Source organism: Bacillus sp. FSL K6-2971 (assembly GCF_038006405.1).
In the GTDB taxonomy this organism is placed as follows: domain Bacteria; phylum Bacillota; class Bacilli; order Bacillales; family Bacillaceae; genus Bacillus; species Bacillus pumilus.
On record NZ_JBBOVD010000001.1, the window covers coordinates 889345 to 908778 of the forward strand.

Consider the following 19434-nt stretch of genomic DNA (forward strand, 5'->3'; position numbering starts at 1 on the left):
TGTAGGAAAAAATGGCGAAACAAAGGAAATTTGGAGGACTCACGATATCCTCCAAAATCATGTCAGTCGTTGTCGGAACATTACTTGCAACCGTTGCACTATTCGTTCTAACATTTTATCTAGTCAGCCAGGATTTATCATCCCAGTTATTAAAGCAATTTGATTATCGATTAACAACAGATATTGATACAGCGAAGAAAGAGATCGATAATGTGGATGGAAACGTCCTTGGCATTAGTGGGAAAGATGACTCCCTTTATGTGGAGGTCAAAAAGAAATTCACAGAGCTTCAAGAAGATCATACGCTTGAGAACTTATACGTGCTATCTAATAAAGGCGGCAAAGAAAGAATTATTATATTAACTGGGGAAGAAAATGATTTTGATCAAGATTATGTATTTTCAGATGAGATGAAACAAGCTCTTTCAGAAGATAAAATAGTCAAAAGTGATATTTACAAAGATTCATTTGGAACACATAAATCAGTCTTTTTACCAATCAAAGATTCAGGCGGTGAGCTGACGGGTATTCTAGGAATTGATTTAGATGCGTCTGTTGTGCCAGAAACAACGAAGAAGCTGACGATCTATATCACGGTTGCATCTGCCATTGTACTCATCGGTGGATTACTCTTCTCATTCTTTATGGGAAGAAGAATTGCGAAACCAGCACGTTCCTTGATGGAATCAGCAAACCGAATTGCTGACGGTGATTTAACTGGTATGGTAGAGGTTGAAAGTAAAGACGAGATCGGCCAGCTTGCCGCATCCTTCCAAAAGATGCAGGCGCGGATCAAAGAGCTCATTTCAAAAATCTCACACTCATCTAGTGAAGTGTCGAAAATGTCTTCACAGCTTCGTACAGTGACGACCGAATCGAGTCAAAGTGCGCAGCAAGTATCAGAAGCTATGACGAATATGAGTGAAGGAATCAATGATTCTGTCGCAAATATTACGGATTGTACGACATCCGTTGCTGAGATCGATACTCAAATCGAAGGCGTCACAAAAGAAGTCGATGAAATGAAATCTGTTTCATCTGACGTACAAGAGCAGTCAGAATCTGGTCAAAAATTAGTGAACCATGTGCTTGATCATCTGAATATGCTACATGACAAGATGACCAACTCAAAGCAGGCAGCAGAAGAATTACAATCTCATTCAACGGAGATTGAAAGTGTCATCTCGATCATTACGGACATTTCAGCCCAAACGAATCTGCTTGCACTGAATGCTTCAATTGAAGCGGCACGTGTTGGAGAAGAAGGAAAAGGGTTTGCTGTTGTGGCAGATGAGGTGCGCAAGTTAGCTGAGCAATCAGCGGATGCGGCTAAAACCGTTTCAGACCTTGTCATCGGCACACAGGAAAACAGTCAGCGTGTTCTTGAAAGCGTAGAGGAAAGCAGTAAGGCAGTGGAAGAAGGACGTGAGCAAATGAAAGGCACGTCACAGAACTTCGCTGGTATTTACGACGGAGTGTCTCAATTTGCAAACAGAACGAACAATTTGCTTCAATCCATCAAGCAGGTAGAACGAGCATATCAAACAATTTCTACATCGATTGAACAAATTTCGGTTGTGTCAGAAGAACATGCTGCGAGCTCACAAGAAGTAGCGGCAGCAACAGAACAGCAAAGTGCTGGCATGCAGCAAATTTCAAGTGCGATTGAACAGCTCTCTGATATGTCAGAGGACTTAGCACATATGGTTTCTACTTTCAAAATCGACAATAAATAACGAGAAAGCTGACTCTTGTGAGAGAGTCAGCTTTTTTGCTATGCTTAATCAAATCGTTTCAAACGAAAGGAGAGCGCCATGGATTTTGCGCAGAGATTATCAGAAGAACGGATCAAAAAAGCGATGGATCACGGGGCTTTTGAAGGATTATCTGGCTTTGGCAAACCTCTGCCTAAAGATGACGCTGCTCATGTACCTGAAGAATTAAGAATGGGCTACCGGATGATGAAAAATGCTGGCTTTGCTGGGGAAGAAACAGCACTGAAAAAAGAACTCATGACCGTCAAAGAGCTGCTTCACTCCAGTATAGACGGAGAAGAAAGAAAAAAGCTTTCTCTCATATGTGAAGAAAAACAAAAACGACTGGATGAACTCACATCTAAGCGCCAAACTTTTGCTCGTCCAGCCTCCTCCTTTTATAAAAACAGGGTCTACGAAAAATTAACGGAGCATAAAAAAAGATGATGACACGCTGCCTCTCCTGAGCACATTGAGGGGGCTTTTTTTATGAAAGCGCTACATTTTGTTATTGACTACATGTATATACAAATATAAAATAATAATCAAACATGTATATACAAGTTTTTTGGTTCTTTTTTCTTATAAAAACGATCTCGGAGGGGATAGCATGGCTGATTACCAGGCAGCAGCAGATCAGATTGTGAAAGCCATCGGCGGCAAAGAAAATATTGATCAAGCGACACATTGTGTGACAAGGCTGCGCTTTGTGCTGAAGGATGAAGGAAAGGTTGATGAGAAAGCACTTGAACAAATAGAAGAAGTGAAGGGATCTTTCTCAGCAAACGGTCAATACCAAGTGGTGATCGGCCAAGGGGTCGTCAATCGGGTATATGCCGAAATGGTGAAACAGACAGGGATTGGGGAAGCCACAAAAGAGGACGTGAAGCGTGCCTCTGATCAAAAATTAAATCCATTGCAGCGTGCTGTGAAAACGCTTGCGGATATTTTTATTCCGATTCTTCCTGCCATCGTCACAGCCGGCTTATTATTGGGGATTCATAATATTTTAACAGCTCCTGATATTTTCTTTGATCAAAAATCGATTGTTGATGTGTATCCGGCATGGGCTGATTTAGCGAATATGATCAACTTGATTGCAGGCACTGCCTTCACATTCCTGCCCGCATTAATCGGCTGGTCAGCCGTGAAGCGGTTTGGGGGAAATCCGCTTTTAGGGATGGTCCTTGGACTCATGCTCGTACACCCGGACTTATTAAATGCGTGGGGCTATGGAGCGGCTGAAAAGTCCGGTGAGATTCCAGTCTGGAATTTGTTTGGACTTGAAGTGCAAAAGGTAGGCTATCAAGGACAGGTTCTTCCGATACTCGTCGCCTCGTATTTACTAGCGAAGCTCGAATTGTTTATCACAAAACGGACACCTGAAAGCATTCAGCTATTAGTGGTTGCTCCGATTACGTTATTAGTTATTGGCTTTTTATCCTTTATCGTCATTGGACCTATTACATTTGCAATCGGCAACGTGTTAACATCTGGACTTGTCGCTGTATTCCAGCAGTTCGCAGCACTAGGTGGTCTATTATACGGCGGTTTGTATGCGGCGTTAGTCATTACTGGAATGCATCATACGTTCCTTGCTGTTGATATTCAATTGATTAATTCAAAACTGCACGGCACGTTTCTATGGCCAATGCTCGCACTGTCTAATATTGCACAAGGATCAGCCGCACTTGCGATGATGTTTGTTTTGAAAGATGAAAAGCAAAAAGGTCTCTCACTCACATCAAGTATTTCTGCTTACTTAGGAATTACAGAGCCAGCAATGTTTGGCGTCAACTTGCGCTACCGATTCCCATTTATTTTCGCACTCATTAGCTCTGGTTTAGCCGGTATGTTTATCGCCTCTCAAGGGGTGCTGGCAAGCTCAGTTGGTGTTGGGGGCATTCCAGGAATCTTCTCTATTATCCCGAAATATTGGGGCGCATTTGCGATAGGGATGGTCATTGTCCTCATCGTCCCATTCATCGGAACCCTTTTGTATGCAAAGTTGAAAAAGAAGAAAGATGTATCACAAGAACTTAACTAGTGGTGGTGAAGGAAATTGAAACAACAAACAAACGAACCGTGGTGGAAAAAAGCGGTAGTCTACCAAATTTATCCGAAGAGCTTTTTAGATACAACGGGCTCAGGTACAGGCGATATCAATGGTGTGACAAAAAAGCTCGATTATATCAAACAGCTTGGGGCGGACTGTATTTGGCTCACGCCAATGTATGAGTCCCCGCAGCATGACAACGGCTATGATATTAGTGATTATACAAAAATCCATGACATGTACGGCACAATGGCGAATTTTGAACACATGCTGAAAGAAGCCCATGATCGAGGTATACGAGTCATCATGGATTTAGCCGTCAATCATACATCCATTTTCCATAAGTGGTTTCAAGCATCACGCGAGTCAAAGAATAATCCTTATCGAGATTATTATATTTGGAAGGAGCCCAAGGCGGACGGATCACTGCCGAATGATTGGCAGTCAAAATTTGGCGGTCCAGCATGGGAGCTAGATGAAGAAACAGGAGAGTATTATCTTCATTTATACGATGTCACCCAAGCGGATCTCAATTGGGAAAAGGATGAGGTGCGCAGGCAAGTATATGACATCATGCATTTTTGGTTTGAAAAAGGAATTGATGGATTCAGGCTGGATGTCATCAACAACATCTCCAAGGATCAACGCTTCTTAGATGACGCCGGGCAGTCTGTGCAAGGAGACGGCCGGATGTATTATACGGATGGTCCAAGAATTCATGAGTTTCTGCACGAAATGAACCAAGAGGTTTTTTCGAAATATGACAGCATGACAGTTGGAGAAATGTCTTCAACGAATATTGCAGACTGCATTCGGTATACAAAACCGGATCGGCAGGAGCTGGATATGACGTTTAATTTTCATCATTTAAAGGTCGATTATCCAAACGGAGAAAAATGGGCCCTCGCACCATTTGATTTTCAGGAATTGAAGTCGATTCTGTCTGAGTGGCAGACGAAAATGCATGAGGGCGGCGGCTGGAATGCGCTCTTCTGGTGCAATCATGATCAGCCGCGTATCGTCTCAAGATACGGTGATGATGAAACATACCATCAGCAATCAGCGAAGATGCTGGCGACCACCATTCATCTCATGCAAGGGACTCCATATATTTATCAAGGTGAAGAGATTGGCATGAAGAATCCTCAGTTTGAGGACATCTCATCTTACCGCGATATCGAATCACTCAATATGTATGAAGCCATGCTTGAAAAAGGGAAATCAAAGGAAGAAGCGCTCGCCATTTTACAGGTCAAATCAAGAGATAATGCGAGAACACCGATGCAGTGGACCTCAGAAAAGAATGCAGGTTTCTCAAAAGGGACACCTTGGATTGAGCCAGCCAATAACGACATTTCGGTCGAAGCTTCGTTAAAGGACCCGTCGTCTATTTTCTATCATTATCAAGCCCTTTGCAGGCTGCGTAAAGAACTTGACGTGATCACATATGGAAGCTTCACTTTACTCTTAGCAGAAGATCCAAAGATTTTTGCTTATGTGAGAGAAAGCGGTGAGGAGAAGCTTCTTGTGATCAATCACTTTTATGCAGGAGAGACGGACTTTACGCTTCCTGATGAGCTTATGCAGGCTGTAGATGAGATGGAGGGGCAAGTGCTGTTATCCAATTATGAGGATGCACCGGCAGATATGAAGGGATTTACGTTGCGTCCATACGAGTCAATCGTTTATCATTTAACCAAACGCTAGAAAATGGGGCGGAGGGAAAATGAAAGAGAATAAGTTTCGAGTGATTTATGATCAGCTCGCAAAACGAATTGAACAAGGTGAATGGCAGGATAAAGGCATTTTGCCATCAGAGCATGAGCTGTCCTTGATGTATGACACATCCCGTGAGACGGTAAGAAAGGCATTAAATATCCTTGTGCAAAATGGCTATATCCAAAAAATCCGCGGCAAAGGCTCTATCTTGCTGAATCGAGAGAAAATGCAATTCCCCGTCTCGGGTCTTGTCAGCTTTAAAGAACTTTCCCAAACGCTTGGCCGAAAGACCGTTACGACGGTTCACGAATTTGGTTTAATCAAACCGGATCAGTATATTCAGTCTCAGCTGAAAATTAATGGGCAGGAGGATGTCTGGGAAGTCATTCGATCTCGTAATATTAGTGGAGAAGAAGTGATTTTAGACAAGGATTACTTTTTGCAAAAGCATGTGTCGGTCTTGTCGAAGGACATATGCGAAGGATCCATCTACGAGTATATTGAAGGAGAGCTCGGTGTATCAATCAGCTATGCCCAAAAGGAATTTGTGGTAGAGCCATGTACAGAAGAGGACGCCAAGTATCTTGATTTGAACGGGTTTGATCATGTCGTCGTCGTGAAGAATTACGTGTTCTTAGAAGATACAAGTTTATTTCAATACACAGAAAGCCGTCACCGATTAGACCGCTTCAGATTCGTCGATTTTGCAAGAAGAGAAAAAGTGGACAGAGCATAGGCTCTGTCCTTTTCAGGTTTTGGGAGAAGTAGACGACGAATAGATCACCATTTTCAGGAGGAAAGATGATGAGATTAAATAGACCACTAAAATTAAGGGACTTAGAAATATTCAGCGTGATGAAAGATCATCAGATTTTATGTTATGTCATCATTGAAGATACGCGAAAACCGTTTACGGCAGAAGACAGAAAGCTAGAGCCATTATGTTATATCGATGAAGAAGATATACAAGCGATTTTGAATGTTTTTCATATTTCCATTATCAATGATGAAAAATTAAGTGAAGAGGATTTAACGATGGTAAAAGGTTTTTTTGCTGATTTAGTAAATAATACGGACTTAACGAATTTTATTACGAGAGATTATGTTTTAAAGGATTTATATGATGTCGATGATGAAAATGACATGATGTTCTTTAATAGGATGCTTCGGCATATAGGGTCAGATGATGTAAAAGAATTCGACGACCGCAATTGGATCTATTTATCTCAAGATTGATATCTTATTCCAAGAAAAGAGGACAGAGCATAGGCTCTGTCCTCAGATTGTAGAGAAACTCATGTTTTTCTACAATCTTTTTTATTTTCATCGTAATGATGATGGATGAGATTTAAAGAAAAAGGCCTCCCACACACCTAGCCTAGCTTCGCTAGGTGTGTGGCAATCTTCTTCATGTTCTGACAGGCAGCTGTGAGAAGCACTTGCTCACTCACATTTTGTTTTCCCCTCAACCGGCAGTAGCGAAGCCCATGCAGTTGTTTTGAATCTGCAAAGCTTCGCTCTATTTTTTCTTTTCTTTTTTTATATAGCTCTTTTCCAGAAGCAGACAGACGATTTTGCCTGATCTTTTCTTTATGTTCTTCCCATACATGTCTTGAGATCACTTTTTGATGATTTTTCGACCTTGTACAGCTCTCTAGGAAAGGACACGATACGCATTTTTTAGGGTCTGATTTGTAGAACCGATAACCTTTTCGATCAGTTGTTGTATATAATAGCTTCTCACCATTTGGGCATATGTAGTGATCATGTTCAGAGTCATACTGAAATTTCCACTTCTCAAATAATCCTCTTGTTGGATGAAAGCGTCTATGTGCGATGACACCAAAAATACGGCGATCGGATAAACCTTTACAGATTGGGGTTGTCAAATAACCAGAATCAAGGGCAACAGCTTCTACTTGAAAACCAAATCGGGCGATTTGGTGATCCAATCGATCAAGATATGGAACGGAATCATGGACATTGCCGGGTGTGACATGGGCATCTGTGATGATGTTGTGCTTCATATCCGTTGTACGGTGGTCTAGGTAGAAAAAGCCTTCTGGCTTGTTTTCGCGATAAAGATAGCCACTTTCAGGATCAGTTTTACTTTGACGAATGTCTTTTTTTGTTTTCACCTCCTCTTTTTTCTTTAAGGGCTTTTTTCCGTGTACCTCTCGATCTTCTTGGACGGCTACATCTAATTCTTTCATATAGTTCTGAGTATCTTGTTCGATCGTTTTTCTTGTATATTTATGTTTATTTGCATTCGCTTTAAGATGGGTTGAATCAGTAAAAAGGACGCGCCCTCCAACCATATCGTGATTGATGGCTTGAAGCACAATCTCGTCGAAAATGTCTTGAAAAATCGTTGTATCTTTGAATCGAGTACGACGATTCCAGCTAATGGTCGAGTGATGAGGAACGGGGTCATTGATGTTCAAACCTAAAAACCATCTATACGCCATGTTATAGTAAATTTCTTTTTCAAGTTGTCTTTCAGAACGGATACCGTACAGGTATCCGATAAACATCATTTTGAATAAAATAAGTGGATCAAGAGAAGGGCGACCTTTATTCTCACTATAATACGGTTTTACTTTATCTACGATAAATGAAAAGTCAATGTACTGATCAATTTTACGAAGCAGGTGATCCTCTTCGACCAGTTGATCTAGCAATACAAATTCGGCTTCGTGCTGAGAAGAATTTCTAGTGTGGAACATGAGAAAAACACCTTCCTTTAGTATGCTTTTCTCTATTATAAAACGGGGGAATGGAAACTTTAAGAAAAAATATAAAGCTGTCGAGATTTTCTCGACAGCCTGAGGACAGAGCATAGGCTCTGTCCTTTTCCTTTAGGATGATACATTTTTTCTTGTACGCTTGCGCTGGTAGTAATATAGGATACCGCCAGCAGCGAGCATGAGCACGCCAATCAATACAGCTGTATACATCATTGTGGCAGTATTCGGCAATGTGCCGCCAGGAAGGCTTGTTCCATCTTGGTTTGGATCTGTACCTGTCCCTCCGCCTGGTGCTGTTGTTCCGCCGTCTCCGCCAGTTTGATCTGGAGTTGTTCCAGCTGCCCCGCTTTGGTTAAGGACCGTGTATTCGCTGAAGTGCTCAGTTTGACCTGATACGACTCCGTTTTCAAATGATCCATTACTAGTTTTGGTGTAACGATTTTTCTTACGATCCACATAATATACACTAGGTTTTTTCGCCTTTTGAGGCTCGTCTAGTGTAAAGGATAGTGTGACCGGGTCTTTAAAGGTCGAGACCTTTTTCTTGTCTTGTTTGATTTGGAAATCATACGTATCCGTTAATGCGTTTTTCACTTTATCCGTCTTTGTCATCCATATATCTGCGCTTGTCTCGGACAAATTCGAGAGCGGTAATGCGAGCCCCACTTTGTCATGATAGATGGTGACGTTTGGATCTTGCTCTCTTTTTTTCAGCTCGGCTACTTGTGCTTTTGATAGAGACAATTGAACGTTTTTCGCTTTGCTTGCCTTGTCTAAATAGAGCAATGCTTTGTTTGTATGCTGTACATACGTTTGGAATTTTTTGTCATCTTGAATGTCGTAAGCGCCTTTTCCTTTCACGCGAGGAAGGAACACTTCTTTCACCCTGTGATCGATAACAGGCGAAATTTGACCGTCTGCCTTTTCAATTTGCTCTTTGAAAATTTCATAGTCGACATACCCTAAGTCTTCACCGTGAGAGGCTTCTGTAAAGACGCTGTAGCCGTCGCCACCTGTGCCAACAAATGCGTTTGTGGCTACGCGGTATGTTTTCTCATCATCAATGTCTGTCAGTTGACCTTTTTGATCTTTCAGTTTCACATCAATCAGTCTGCTTCCAGCTGGTTTACTGAGTGTAAACGTATATTCAATGCCAGCTACATGAGGGAATGCGCCTCCACCTTCCTCAATGCCTGACAGCCCTTGTTCGAGAGCTTTCTTAATTTGACTGCCTTTTAAATCTGCGACATAAAGTGTATTTCCAAAAGGCATCACCGTTAAAATATTACCTAAAGTGATATCACCTTTTTCGATGCTTCCACGAATACCGCCGCCGTTTGTGATGGCAAGGTCAGCTCCAGCAGATTCTTGCGCTTTCTGCAGCATGCCGTCGGCGATAAAGTTCCCAAGATTCGTTTCCTTCGCACGGACATGCTCACGTTGACCATCTAAAAGAACATCTGTATGTCCGACTTTTTCTGTTTTTAAATCTTGAATATCTGCTTTGTATCCATCAAGTATCGCTTTTGCCTCTGCATCTTCTTTGACAGAGTCATCGATCGGAATCAGGTCAAAAGAAGATTCTTTTGGCTGGATGACACCTTTTTTGTCAAAGGCTACGTCTACTTTTCCTAAAAATTGTCCGTAATCTTTCACTTGAGCGACAATCGTAGGTTCTTTTTTATTGATGACTTTTAATTTTTCTACAAGTGTGTGCGTGTGACCGCCAATGATTAAATCAATCCCATCGACTTTTTGAGCGAGCTCAAGATCACGGTTGTAGCCAATGTGTGTTAACGCTATGATTTTATTGATTTTTTCTTCTGTTTGAATGGTGTTGACTGTTTCTTTTGCTTTCTTGTACCCATCTTTAAATTGAATGTTAGGACCGCTGCTGGATGTAATGGCTGTGTCTTCAGTCGTTAAACCGAATACGGCCACCTTTTCACCGTTTACATCGAGCAGGATGTAAGGGTAAATCCCGGCTTCTTTTTTCTCACCAGCTTTAAATGAGGCTGGTTTTTTCATTAAGTCACTCAATTGTTTTTCCTTCGAGACATCCACGTTTGATGACACGACCGGGAATCGAGGCTTTTCAAATTGATGACGGTTTTTCGGATCGACATCTGATGCATCACCTGTCAGGAATTGACGGAGTACAGAAGGACCTTTGTCAAATTCATGATTACCAAACGTCATGGCATCGTATTTCATTAAGTTCATCAATTTCAGATCGGCAAGTCCTTGCCACTTTGTGAAGTACAGGTCACCAGAGAAGACATCTCCAGCGTCTAATAGAATATTGTTCTTGTTTTCAGCACGGACTTCTTTGATCTTTGTTGCGCGTCTTGCCGCATCATCAAGGTGTGCGTGTGTATCGTTCGTATGCATCACTGTTAAATTCCAGTTGTCTGATGTAGGCGGTTCTGTTGTGCCATCGTCTGTAAAGGCTAGCTTGTAAACACCAAGACCATCTGTACTTGCGTTACGAATAAAGTTTACGCTGCTTGATTCTTTAGCAAACGGTTTGGCTAAAAGAGAAGATTCAAAAGTGACTGTTGCGCCTTTGATCGGTGCAATAGACCAGTTTTGATCTGCACTTGGGTTGATCGTTTTTTGTTCGATAATATAATCCATCAGTACTTGACGGTTCTCATCTGCTGAGGCAAGCACTACTTTATCTTGCGTCAGATGAGGAAAGCCTCCGCCGCCAGAAGCACGATAGTTATTTGTTACGATTAAAAATTCTTGATTGTCAGAGACGGTTTTCCCGTTGTAAGACAGGTTTTTGATGCGGTTGGCATTGGCGTTGAGAAGTGTGCCTGTTGTGCTGTATTTAGCAGGCTGCGTCACATCGACTTGGTATGTCACGCCGTCAATTACATCAAAGTTATACGAGCGGTATTCCTCGTTTAAAATCGGCTGTTCTTTTGAATCGTTCGGTTTGATCTGATTAAACTGACCGGCAGACATTTCTAACCAATCTTTCACTTCACTGCCTTTCATTTTCACAATCTGCACAGTGTTATCGTAAAGGTAGAGATCGCCGATATTCTTAATCGCTAAATCTCCTTTTGCGATATTTGTATAATAGTTTACACCGTTTCGGCCACCGGCTTTAAACGGAGCACCTGCAGATAAAATCGGTAAATTTTTATACGATGTATCCTTCATTTTTTCTTGTGCATACCATTTTTGGGCATCTGTCACAATTTGAATCGAAGGGTCATCCATCACTTGAGCGAAAAAGCTATTAATGTCTGCTTCTGTTTTGCCAACAGGCTTTCTCACGTAAACAAGTGTGTTTTGATGCGTTGTTTGAATGGCGTCTTTTACGGTACTGTTTTGAGATGATACTCCGGCAACAGATTCGATCTTGCCTGTTCCGTCTGTGACATTCCAGTTTTTGCCATCAGGCTCTAGTGTTAAATCAATGACCCCTAGGTAGCTGCCCCAGTTTTTTGACATGACGACTGGAATGCCGTTGATGGTTCCTTTTGAGACATTGAATTTGTCGACGCCGTTATATTCAGCGCTTGGGAATGTGCCATGCTGGTGGCCTGATACAATGGCATCGATGCCTTTTGTTTTCGTGGCAAGGTCAAAGATCATATTTTCTGATCCTTTAGGTGAAGCGGTTTTTTCAATTCCTGTATGAGCAAGAGCGACAATGACATCTGCGCCTTTCTCTTTCATTTCAGGAATGGTTTCATTGGCAGATTCGACGATGTCCTGCACTTGGACTTGTCCATCTAAATGCTTCTTATCCCACGTCATAATTTGTGGTGGAACGAATCCTATGTAACCAACTTTCACAGTTTGTGAGGCTCCGTTTGCATCTTTAAAGGTTTTATCTTGGATCACATAAGGTGTAAAACGGTGTTCTCCATTTAGCTTTTTGACGTTCGCATTGACAATCGGGAAGTTGGCGCCCGCAATGGTACCGTCAAGGAAGGATAATCCGTAGTTAAATTCATGATTGCCAAGTGTTCCTGCATCGTATTTTAGTTTGTTGAGTGTATGAATAATAGGGTGAACCTTTGTTTGATTGATGATGCTGTCTTTCTCATGTTTGTAAACGTATTCTCCAAGAGGGGTTCCTTGAATCAAGTCTCCGTTATCCACAAGGAGTGTATTTGGGTTTTGTGATCGGTGCTTGTCAATGAGCTCGGCTGTTTTTGCCAAACCAAATTCATTTGTTTCTTTGTCGCTGTAATAATCATAATTCATCATGTTCGCATGAACATCGGTTGTGGCTAAGATGCTGACCTTTACGGCTTTGCCGTTTTCTGTTTCTGCATGAGTAGGTACTGCTGGGAGAATGAGACTAATCATCATAATGGAAGTGAGCAGAATAGACAGGTTTTTCCTTCGTTTAGACCTATGTGCTTGCTTCTTCACCTGATCTCCGCCTTTCTAATTTTTTTGACCACAATACCTATTGTAGAAATGTTTCATTAACTTTTGTAGTTATTTTTTGAAGATTATTGTAAAGATAACATAAATCATACGAATTACCTTGTTAAGGGAATGTGAATGAGTCGAAATGCTTATTTTTATCATAAGGGGTTTTCTGATAGGGATAGGATGTTTGATTTCAACATGCCCGGGTATAGTGTGTAGTGTAAACGATAATCAAGCAGGAGGGTTTCTACATGGGTAAGAAAATTGCAGTTGTATTAACAGATTACTTTGAGGATGTTGAATTCACCGAGCCTGCAAAAGCCTTTAAAGATGCAGGTCATGAGTTGACAGTCATTGAAAATGAAAAAGGAAAAACAGTGAAAGGGAAGCAAGGAGAGGCAGAAGTGAGAGTGGATGCGTCTATTGACAACGTGAAGCCTGAAGACTTCGATGCACTTCTCATTCCTGGCGGTTTCTCACCAGATATTCTGCGTGCAGATGATCGTTACGTCCAATTCACTAAAGCATTTATGGATGAGAAAAAACCAGTATTTGCGATCTGTCACGGACCGCAATTGCTCATTACAGCGAAGGCGCTTGAAGGAAGAGGCGCGACTGGGTATACATCCATCAAAGTCGATATGGAAAACGCAGGCGCTAAATTTAAAGACGAAGAAGTCGTCGTTTGTCAGGATCAGCTTGTGACAAGCCGTACACCTGATGACATTCCAGCCTTTAACCGTGAATCATTAAAACTGCTTGAGAAATAACGCAGTTGTAAAAGGATATAAAAAAGCCAGCATCTTGCGGGGTGCTGGCTTTTTGTGTGCATGATGTAAGAAAACTGCGTGTAGACCATAAAAACCGTTTCCTTTTCCACCATTATTTTCTTAAGTTTTTTAGCTCGCTTGCGATGGCTTGCATTTCACTTGGGCTGAATGAAGATTTTTTCATCACCATTTGGTGAAGAAATTCGATATCTTCGTACTTGTCTGGACTGAAGTCTTCTGCTTTGATGACTCCAATATTCAGCATATTTAACTTTTGCGAAATGTCTTCAATCAGCTGATTGACTTCAGCCGCTTTTTGCTCTGACAAGGGCGGCACGTCCTTTCCTGCATATGTGTTGAATAATATGTCTATTTTAACAGAAAAGCAAAAGAATAAAAGGGCTATTAAGACGATACGGAGATGTTTTTCTCCTTTTTCTCCTGCTTCATTTTATCAATGATTCGTTTGGATTCAAATACGACAACCCCTGATAAACCGATGAGTCCGATTAAGTTTGGAATGGCCATCAGCCCATTGAGCATATCTGCCACACCCCAGACGAAGTCATTTTTAAACACGGCTCCGAAAAAGACAGCAATAACAAACACGATGCGATAATACATGACGTAAGAATCCTTCGCCAAATATGTAAAGCATTTTTCGCCATAATAGGACCAGCCAATGATGGTGGAATAGGCAAACAAGAGCAGACCGATTGCCACAATGGTTGAGCCAACTGGACCGAGGAAATGTGCAAAGGATAACGAGGTGAGTGCATCACTTTTCACTGTTAAATACATATCTGCCATGACAATGGTAATGCCTGTGATAGAACAAACAATGATTGTATCGATAAACACTTGCGTCATAGAGACGAGAGCTTGACGGGCAGGCATATCCGTTTTCGCAGCCGCAGCAGCAATTGGTGCTGAACCAAGACCTGCTTCATTGGAAAATACTCCTCGTGCCACACCCCAGCGAATGACAGTCCCAATTGCACCACCTGCCACGGCTTGACCGGTAAAGGCATCTGAGAAAATAAGACCGACTGCACCTGGAACAAGATCAGCATTCATAACAAGAATGATCAGACCGCAAATGACGTAAAATAAAGCCATGACCGGTACAAATATAGATGTGACCCGGCCAATGCTTTTAATTCCGCCTAAAATCACAAGTGCCGTAAAAGCTGTAATGATGATACCTGTTATCCATGTTGGAATTTGAAAAGTAGAATTCATAACGCCTGAGATGGAATTAGACTGTACAAGGTTGCCGATCCCAAAGGCAGCACTGGCACCGAAAACAGCAAATAGCACCCCTAGCCATTTCTGCTTTAACCCGTGCTCTAAATAATACATAGGTCCGCCAGACATTTCGCCTTTTTCGTTTTTGACCCTGTATTTCACAGCAAGAACAGCTTCTGCAAACTTGGTGGCCATCCCGAAAAATGCAGCAAACCACATCCAGAATACTGCACCAGGACCACCCGCTATAACAGCCGAGGCCACACCTACGATATTTCCTGTACCGACAGTTGCAGCAAGAGCCGTCATTAACGCTTGGAAATGGGAAATATCCCCTTCTGATATTTTGTCTTGTTTTGAAAAAGCGAGCTTTAAAGAATAAGGAAGTAATCTAATTTGAATGAAGAGAACGCGAAAGGTGAGGTATATTCCAGTACCAACAATTAAAATCAACAGGGGAGGCCCCCACAAAAAATTGTTCATCGTTGTGACAAACTGCTCAATTATCCCCATCTAATATCCCCCTTTGTTTGTATAATTCTCCTAAAGTTTCTCCTGTTTTTGTGTATTTTGTCAATGCCGATGAGAGTTTTTCTTGCAAAGTTTCCAAAAGAAAAAGGGCTTGATATGATAGGGAAAAGGTTTTCGAAAAGAACTCTTAGGGAAAAGATAGGAGGAGAATGAAGGATGATTCATGTGTTATTCGTGTGTCTTGGCAATATTTGCAGGTCACCGATGGCAGAGGCCATATTTAGAAAAAAAGTAGAAGATGAGGGGCTTAGCGAGCACTTTGTGATTGATTCAGCAGGTATTGGCGGCTGGCATCAAGGCAGTCCTCCGCATGAAGGAACGCGAAAGCTGCTTGATGAAAAAGGCATCAGCTATGAAGGAATGTCCGCAAGACAAATCATGGATGAGGACATCACAACATATGACTATATCATTGCGATGGATGCTGAAAATGTAGGGGCACTTCGCAGTATAGCCGGCTATGGGAAACATCACTTTATTGGCCGTCTTCTTGATTTTGTAGAAGACGACGATCGAGATGATGTGCCAGATCCTTATTACACTGGGAACTTTGAGGAAGTCCATGAATTAATTGAAACAGGAATTGACCGTTTTTTGACGTATGTAAAGAAAGAGAACCACCTTTAACTGAAAGGAGATCAGACGAGATGGAAGAAAAAAATCAAATCGTGCTCCGAGGAGCTCTCTTAGGTGCAGCTTGCGGCGCATTGCTGACTTTATTTCATCGGCCAACAAGAATTGCACTCAAAGAAAAATGGAATGACTGCCAGCAAAAGCTTGATGAGTACCGTGAGGAGCCAGGCAGAATATCGGCTTGCATGAAAGAAAAACTGGAAGAAACGAAGCAGCTGATGCGAACAGTCTCAGATGATTTGTCATTTTTAAATGAACAGGTCAATCAGTTAAAGGAAACAACCCCAAGGGTATTAGAAATTATTGAAGAAACAAAGGATCACTTTCAATCGAAACAGACAGATTGATCATTGGAGATGAGGCGTATGGGTTTTATTAAAGCGTTAATTGAACGCTTTTTGCTGCATGAAGGACCGGCAAAATCTGCTGAGCTTGCCTATTTCTTTTTGCTTTCATTATTTCCGTTTCTCATCTTCGTGCTGACGCTGGTCGGGTATTTGCCGCTGACTTCAAAGGATGTCCTAAGCGTCATTTCTGGCTATGCGCCAGAAGGAGCGCTTTCGATGATTGAATCCATTGCCGAACAGACGCTGAATAATCGGAATGGCGGGTTATTGTCGTTCGGGATTATTGCCGCCCTTTGGTCAGCATCTAACGGCATTAATGCCGTCGTCAGAGCATTTAACCATGCTTACGAAGTTGAGGAGAATCGTTCCTTCATTCTCGTACGTTTAACATCGATCATCTTAACGATCGCGATGGTTTTGACCATTATATTTGCCCTGATGCTACCTGTCTTTGGCAAAGAACTCGGTTTATTTGTCGCTAAATTAGTTGGGCAGTCAGACGCCTTTCTCACCGTATGGACTGCCATGAGATGGATCATTAGCCCGCTGATTTTATTGATTGTTTTTACATCCTTATACTATTTTGCTCCAAACATTAGGCTGAAATTAAAATTTGTTCTGCCAGGTGCCATTTTTGCATCGATTGGATGGATTTTGGTCAGCATGCTGTTCTCATTTTACGTAGGCGAGTTTGCCAACTACAGTGCGATGTACGGAAGTATTGGGGGAATCATTATTTTAATGATCTGGTTTTATTTAACCGGCATCATGATTATCCTTGGCGGTGAGCTCAATGCGCTTTTACATAAGCGTAAAATCGTACCAGGCAAACTATAAAGAAATCCGGGCATCCTAAAGAAGAACGATCAAGTTCAAACTGAATGGATGGGGGAAACCACATATGTCCAAACAATCGAAAAAAGGCGGAAGCAATACGAAACAAAACAAAGGCCATCAGCCTAAGCACAAAACAAGCGGCAGTGCGAACGGGCAAAATGGATATCACTAAATGAAAAAAACTCCTCTGCATGGGTGCAGGGGAGTTTTTCATTCACAATCGTATATATCGTTTAAGGATAAAAGCGGCATCAGGCTTTGACTCATAGTGAGGATCTAGCTCGAATCCGGCATTCATTGCTACACGTTCACTTCGAACATGACCTACGGGACAAAAAATTTCAAATCCATCGACTTTTGAAGAAAATGTTTCTGTCATATATTTCACGATCGTTGTCACAATGCCCCGACCTTGCACGTCTTGACGAATCCAGTAACCGATATTGCCTATTTTCTGATTAAACGTCAGGCGGAACACTCCGATCAATTGGTCGTTCAGCTTAATGCCAGCTTCCAACCCTTTTTGTTCATTGTAGATGGTTTGAGTCGATTGAATAAACGTTTTGACATCCTCTATGCTTTTGCAGTGATGAACCCACGGTAGCCATTCCCCTAAATGAGCCTGATTCTCTTGAATAAGCTCCAATAATGTGTCCGCATCATCTAATTGTAGAGATGCCAACGTTAATTCATTTGTGACGTCGTATGAAAACAAAGGTCGACCCTCCATTTTAATGACTTTCCACCACTGCCGCCGTTCGCCCAAATCGAACGCAGAAAAATACGAACAATATCACGATGCTGACAAGGTAAAGTAAATTCATTCCTTCAAACGTTTGCACAAAGATTCCACCGAGAACAGGCCCTAGAATACTTCCCGCACTAAATGCCATTCCGCACATCAAATTTCCAGCAGGAAGCAGATGCTTTGGCAATAAGTCTGTCATATAACTGATGCCAAGTGAGAAGGTAGAGCCTACAGCCATTCCGGCAATAAAGAAACAAATCGCAACAGCTAAAACCGATTGAATGAAAATCCCTGCTAGTAGAAAAAAGAAAGACCCAACGAGAGTCACACATAAAATGATGCGGCGCCTGCCAAACCGATCGCTGAGCATACCGAGAGGCAGCTGAAAGACAATACTTCCAATGGCAAACGCAGGTAAAATAAACGCCACTGCATCTACGGTCACCCCGCTTCTAAGTGCATACACAGGGAAGTTGCTATTGAGTGTCGTTTCTAAAAAGCCATAGCAAAACGGCATCATAAAGGCGACCCAGCCAAATTGAAAGGCTTTCTTAAAGCGCTTCAAACTGTTTGTCTGCTCTGACGTCTGCACTTCGCCCGTATCTGGATATGTATTTTTCAAAACAAAAACAAGCAGCCAAATACATAAGCTAACAGCACCGGAAACAATGAAAGGTAAAGATGGATTAATTTCGATGAGTGGAGTTAAAAAAGGTCCAGCGGCAAAACCAAGTCCAAAGGATAACCCATACAATGAAATATTTCGCCCGCGATTTCTTGAAGACGACGCATAGGTCACCCAAGTCTGTGTAGAGAAATGCAGCATATGATCACCAATCCCGATCATGAGCCGCAGGAAGAACCAGACAACATAAGATTCAAAAAACACAAAGCTGAACAAGCTTAAAAAGACAGCGGCGCCTCCAATGACAATTAACGGCTTAAATCCAAATCGGCGAAGCGGCGCTTCCATAAAGGGAGATGCTAGCAGCACGCCGAGATATAAGCCTGTGGCATGCAGTCCGTTTAACGTAGGAGAAGTCCCGGCATGTTCAAAAATAATCGAAATGACAGGCAATAACGCTCCCTGCGAAAAACCAGATACAGATACAAGTAAAATTAAAATCATAAAGTGAATTCTCGACATAAGATGCTCCTTACAAGTTCATGCTTTCATCGTACAATGGAACCATAGGGGTTTCAATAGAAAGGTGGTAAAGGAATGAAGCTGACATACGAAAATGATCGGTGGGTGGCAAATACTGATGATGGACAACTACATATTTCAGGAAAAGAAGAAGCTGGATACCGGCCATATCAGTTGTTCACCTCAGCCATTGCAGGTTGTTTTGGAGAAATGCTTACTCATGTATGCGAGAAAAAACGAATATCCTATGAAGGGCTGACCATCACACCTGAAACGACAAGAGAAGGAGCGGCCAACAAAATCTCCCGCATCCACTTACATATAATCTTTGAACGTATCAGTACCTCTGATGAACAAATAGAAAAAGTGATGAAGCTTGCGATGAAGCATTGTTCCATGGTGCAATCCGTTAAAGGAAGTATCGACATCACCATGTCACACGAGCGAATCTAAATGTATACGATGCCGGCACTCACGAAAGAATAACAGTCAG

The 19434-nt window shown here is 42.0% G+C and carries 17 protein-coding genes; 11 read left to right on the forward strand and 6 right to left on the reverse strand.

Annotated features, from left to right (window positions below; genetic code table 11):
* The first annotated feature begins 11 nt into the window (after positions 1-11).
* The 6 genes from MHI33_RS04380 (at position 12) to MHI33_RS04405 (ending at position 6765) form a co-directional block, all read left to right on the forward strand.
* Positions 12-1736: a methyl-accepting chemotaxis protein gene (locus tag MHI33_RS04380; RefSeq protein WP_340909431.1), complete on the forward strand. Its 1725-nt coding sequence runs from the start codon at positions 12-14 to the stop codon at positions 1734-1736.
* Positions 1737-1814: 78 nt separating this feature from the next.
* Positions 1815-2201 (forward strand): DnaJ family domain-containing protein, encoded by a 387-nt coding sequence (locus MHI33_RS04385; protein ID WP_034665171.1) that lies wholly within the window; start codon positions 1815-1817, stop codon positions 2199-2201.
* Positions 2202-2364: 163 nt separating this feature from the next.
* Entirely contained in the window at positions 2365-3801 is a 1437-nt protein-coding gene (treP, locus tag MHI33_RS04390) for a PTS system trehalose-specific EIIBC component (protein ID WP_044139743.1), read from the forward strand.
* 15 nt (positions 3802-3816) lie between these two features.
* Positions 3817-5517, forward strand: a complete 1701-nt coding sequence (gene treC, locus MHI33_RS04395; protein ID WP_340909435.1) for an alpha,alpha-phosphotrehalase — start codon at positions 3817-3819, stop codon at positions 5515-5517.
* 19 nt (positions 5518-5536) lie between these two features.
* A complete protein-coding gene (gene treR / locus MHI33_RS04400; protein WP_340909437.1) occupies positions 5537-6265 on the forward strand; it encodes a trehalose operon repressor in 729 nt (242 codons plus the stop codon).
* A 65-nt stretch (positions 6266-6330) separates the two neighbouring features.
* On the forward strand, positions 6331-6765 hold the full coding sequence (locus tag MHI33_RS04405) for a terpene synthase (RefSeq protein ID WP_111913163.1): 435 nt from the start codon (positions 6331-6333) through the stop codon (positions 6763-6765).
* Between the two features lie 137 nt (positions 6766-6902).
* Here MHI33_RS04405 and MHI33_RS04410 read toward each other — a convergent pair whose 3' ends face one another.
* Positions 6903-8255 carry an IS1182 family transposase gene (locus MHI33_RS04410; protein WP_340909443.1) on the reverse strand — a complete coding sequence of 451 codons (1353 nt, stop codon included), beginning with the start codon at positions 8253-8255 and terminating at the stop codon, positions 6903-6905.
* 132 nt (positions 8256-8387) lie between these two features.
* Entirely contained in the window at positions 8388-12677 is a 4290-nt protein-coding gene (locus MHI33_RS04415; RefSeq protein ID WP_340909445.1) for a multifunctional 2',3'-cyclic-nucleotide 2'-phosphodiesterase/3'-nucleotidase/5'-nucleotidase, read from the reverse strand.
* Positions 12678-12931: 254 nt separating this feature from the next.
* Between MHI33_RS04415 and MHI33_RS04420 the strand changes: the two genes are divergently transcribed.
* Positions 12932-13450: a type 1 glutamine amidotransferase domain-containing protein gene (locus MHI33_RS04420; RefSeq protein ID WP_106066736.1), complete on the forward strand. Its 519-nt coding sequence runs from the start codon at positions 12932-12934 to the stop codon at positions 13448-13450.
* 112 nt (positions 13451-13562) lie between these two features.
* Here the strand turns inward: MHI33_RS04420 and MHI33_RS04425 are convergent, their stop codons facing one another.
* Both MHI33_RS04425 and MHI33_RS04430 read right to left on the reverse strand, forming a co-directional pair.
* Positions 13563-13778 carry a DUF1128 domain-containing protein gene (locus MHI33_RS04425; RefSeq protein ID WP_003214000.1) on the reverse strand — a complete coding sequence of 72 codons (216 nt, stop codon included), beginning with the start codon at positions 13776-13778 and terminating at the stop codon, positions 13563-13565.
* Between the two features lie 77 nt (positions 13779-13855).
* The gene (locus tag MHI33_RS04430) at positions 13856-15211 is read right to left on the reverse strand and encodes an alanine/glycine:cation symporter family protein (protein ID WP_065097474.1); all 1356 of its coding nucleotides are present in this window, start codon (positions 15209-15211) and stop codon (positions 13856-13858) included.
* A gap of 174 nt (positions 15212-15385) precedes the next feature.
* Between MHI33_RS04430 and MHI33_RS04435 the strand changes: the two genes are divergently transcribed.
* The 3 genes from MHI33_RS04435 to MHI33_RS04445 are packed head-to-tail and all read left to right on the forward strand — an operon-like array spanning position 15386 to position 17046.
* Positions 15386-15856 carry a low molecular weight protein-tyrosine-phosphatase gene (locus MHI33_RS04435; protein ID WP_050944791.1) on the forward strand — a complete coding sequence of 157 codons (471 nt, stop codon included), beginning with the start codon at positions 15386-15388 and terminating at the stop codon, positions 15854-15856.
* 20 nt (positions 15857-15876) lie between these two features.
* Positions 15877-16209: a YtxH domain-containing protein gene (locus MHI33_RS04440; RefSeq protein WP_106030313.1), complete on the forward strand. Its 333-nt coding sequence runs from the start codon at positions 15877-15879 to the stop codon at positions 16207-16209.
* An 18-nt stretch (positions 16210-16227) separates the two neighbouring features.
* Entirely contained in the window at positions 16228-17046 is an 819-nt protein-coding gene (locus tag MHI33_RS04445) for a YihY/virulence factor BrkB family protein (RefSeq protein WP_044139737.1), read from the forward strand.
* Positions 17047-17260: 214 nt separating this feature from the next.
* On the opposite strand, the gene MHI33_RS04450 is transcribed toward MHI33_RS04445, so the two are convergent.
* Together MHI33_RS04450 and MHI33_RS04455 are read right to left on the reverse strand one after the other, a co-directional pair.
* Positions 17261-17761, reverse strand: coding sequence for a GNAT family N-acetyltransferase (locus tag MHI33_RS04450; protein WP_106066738.1), 501 nt, complete (start codon positions 17759-17761; stop codon positions 17261-17263).
* Between the two features lie 16 nt (positions 17762-17777).
* On the reverse strand, positions 17778-18941 hold the full coding sequence (locus MHI33_RS04455) for an MFS transporter (RefSeq protein WP_003218010.1): 1164 nt from the start codon (positions 18939-18941) through the stop codon (positions 17778-17780).
* Positions 18942-19016: 75 nt separating this feature from the next.
* Between MHI33_RS04455 and MHI33_RS04460 the strand changes: the two genes are divergently transcribed.
* Positions 19017-19394 carry an OsmC family protein gene (locus MHI33_RS04460; protein ID WP_268506800.1) on the forward strand — a complete coding sequence of 126 codons (378 nt, stop codon included), beginning with the start codon at positions 19017-19019 and terminating at the stop codon, positions 19392-19394.
* Positions 19395-19434 lie beyond the last annotated feature (40 nt).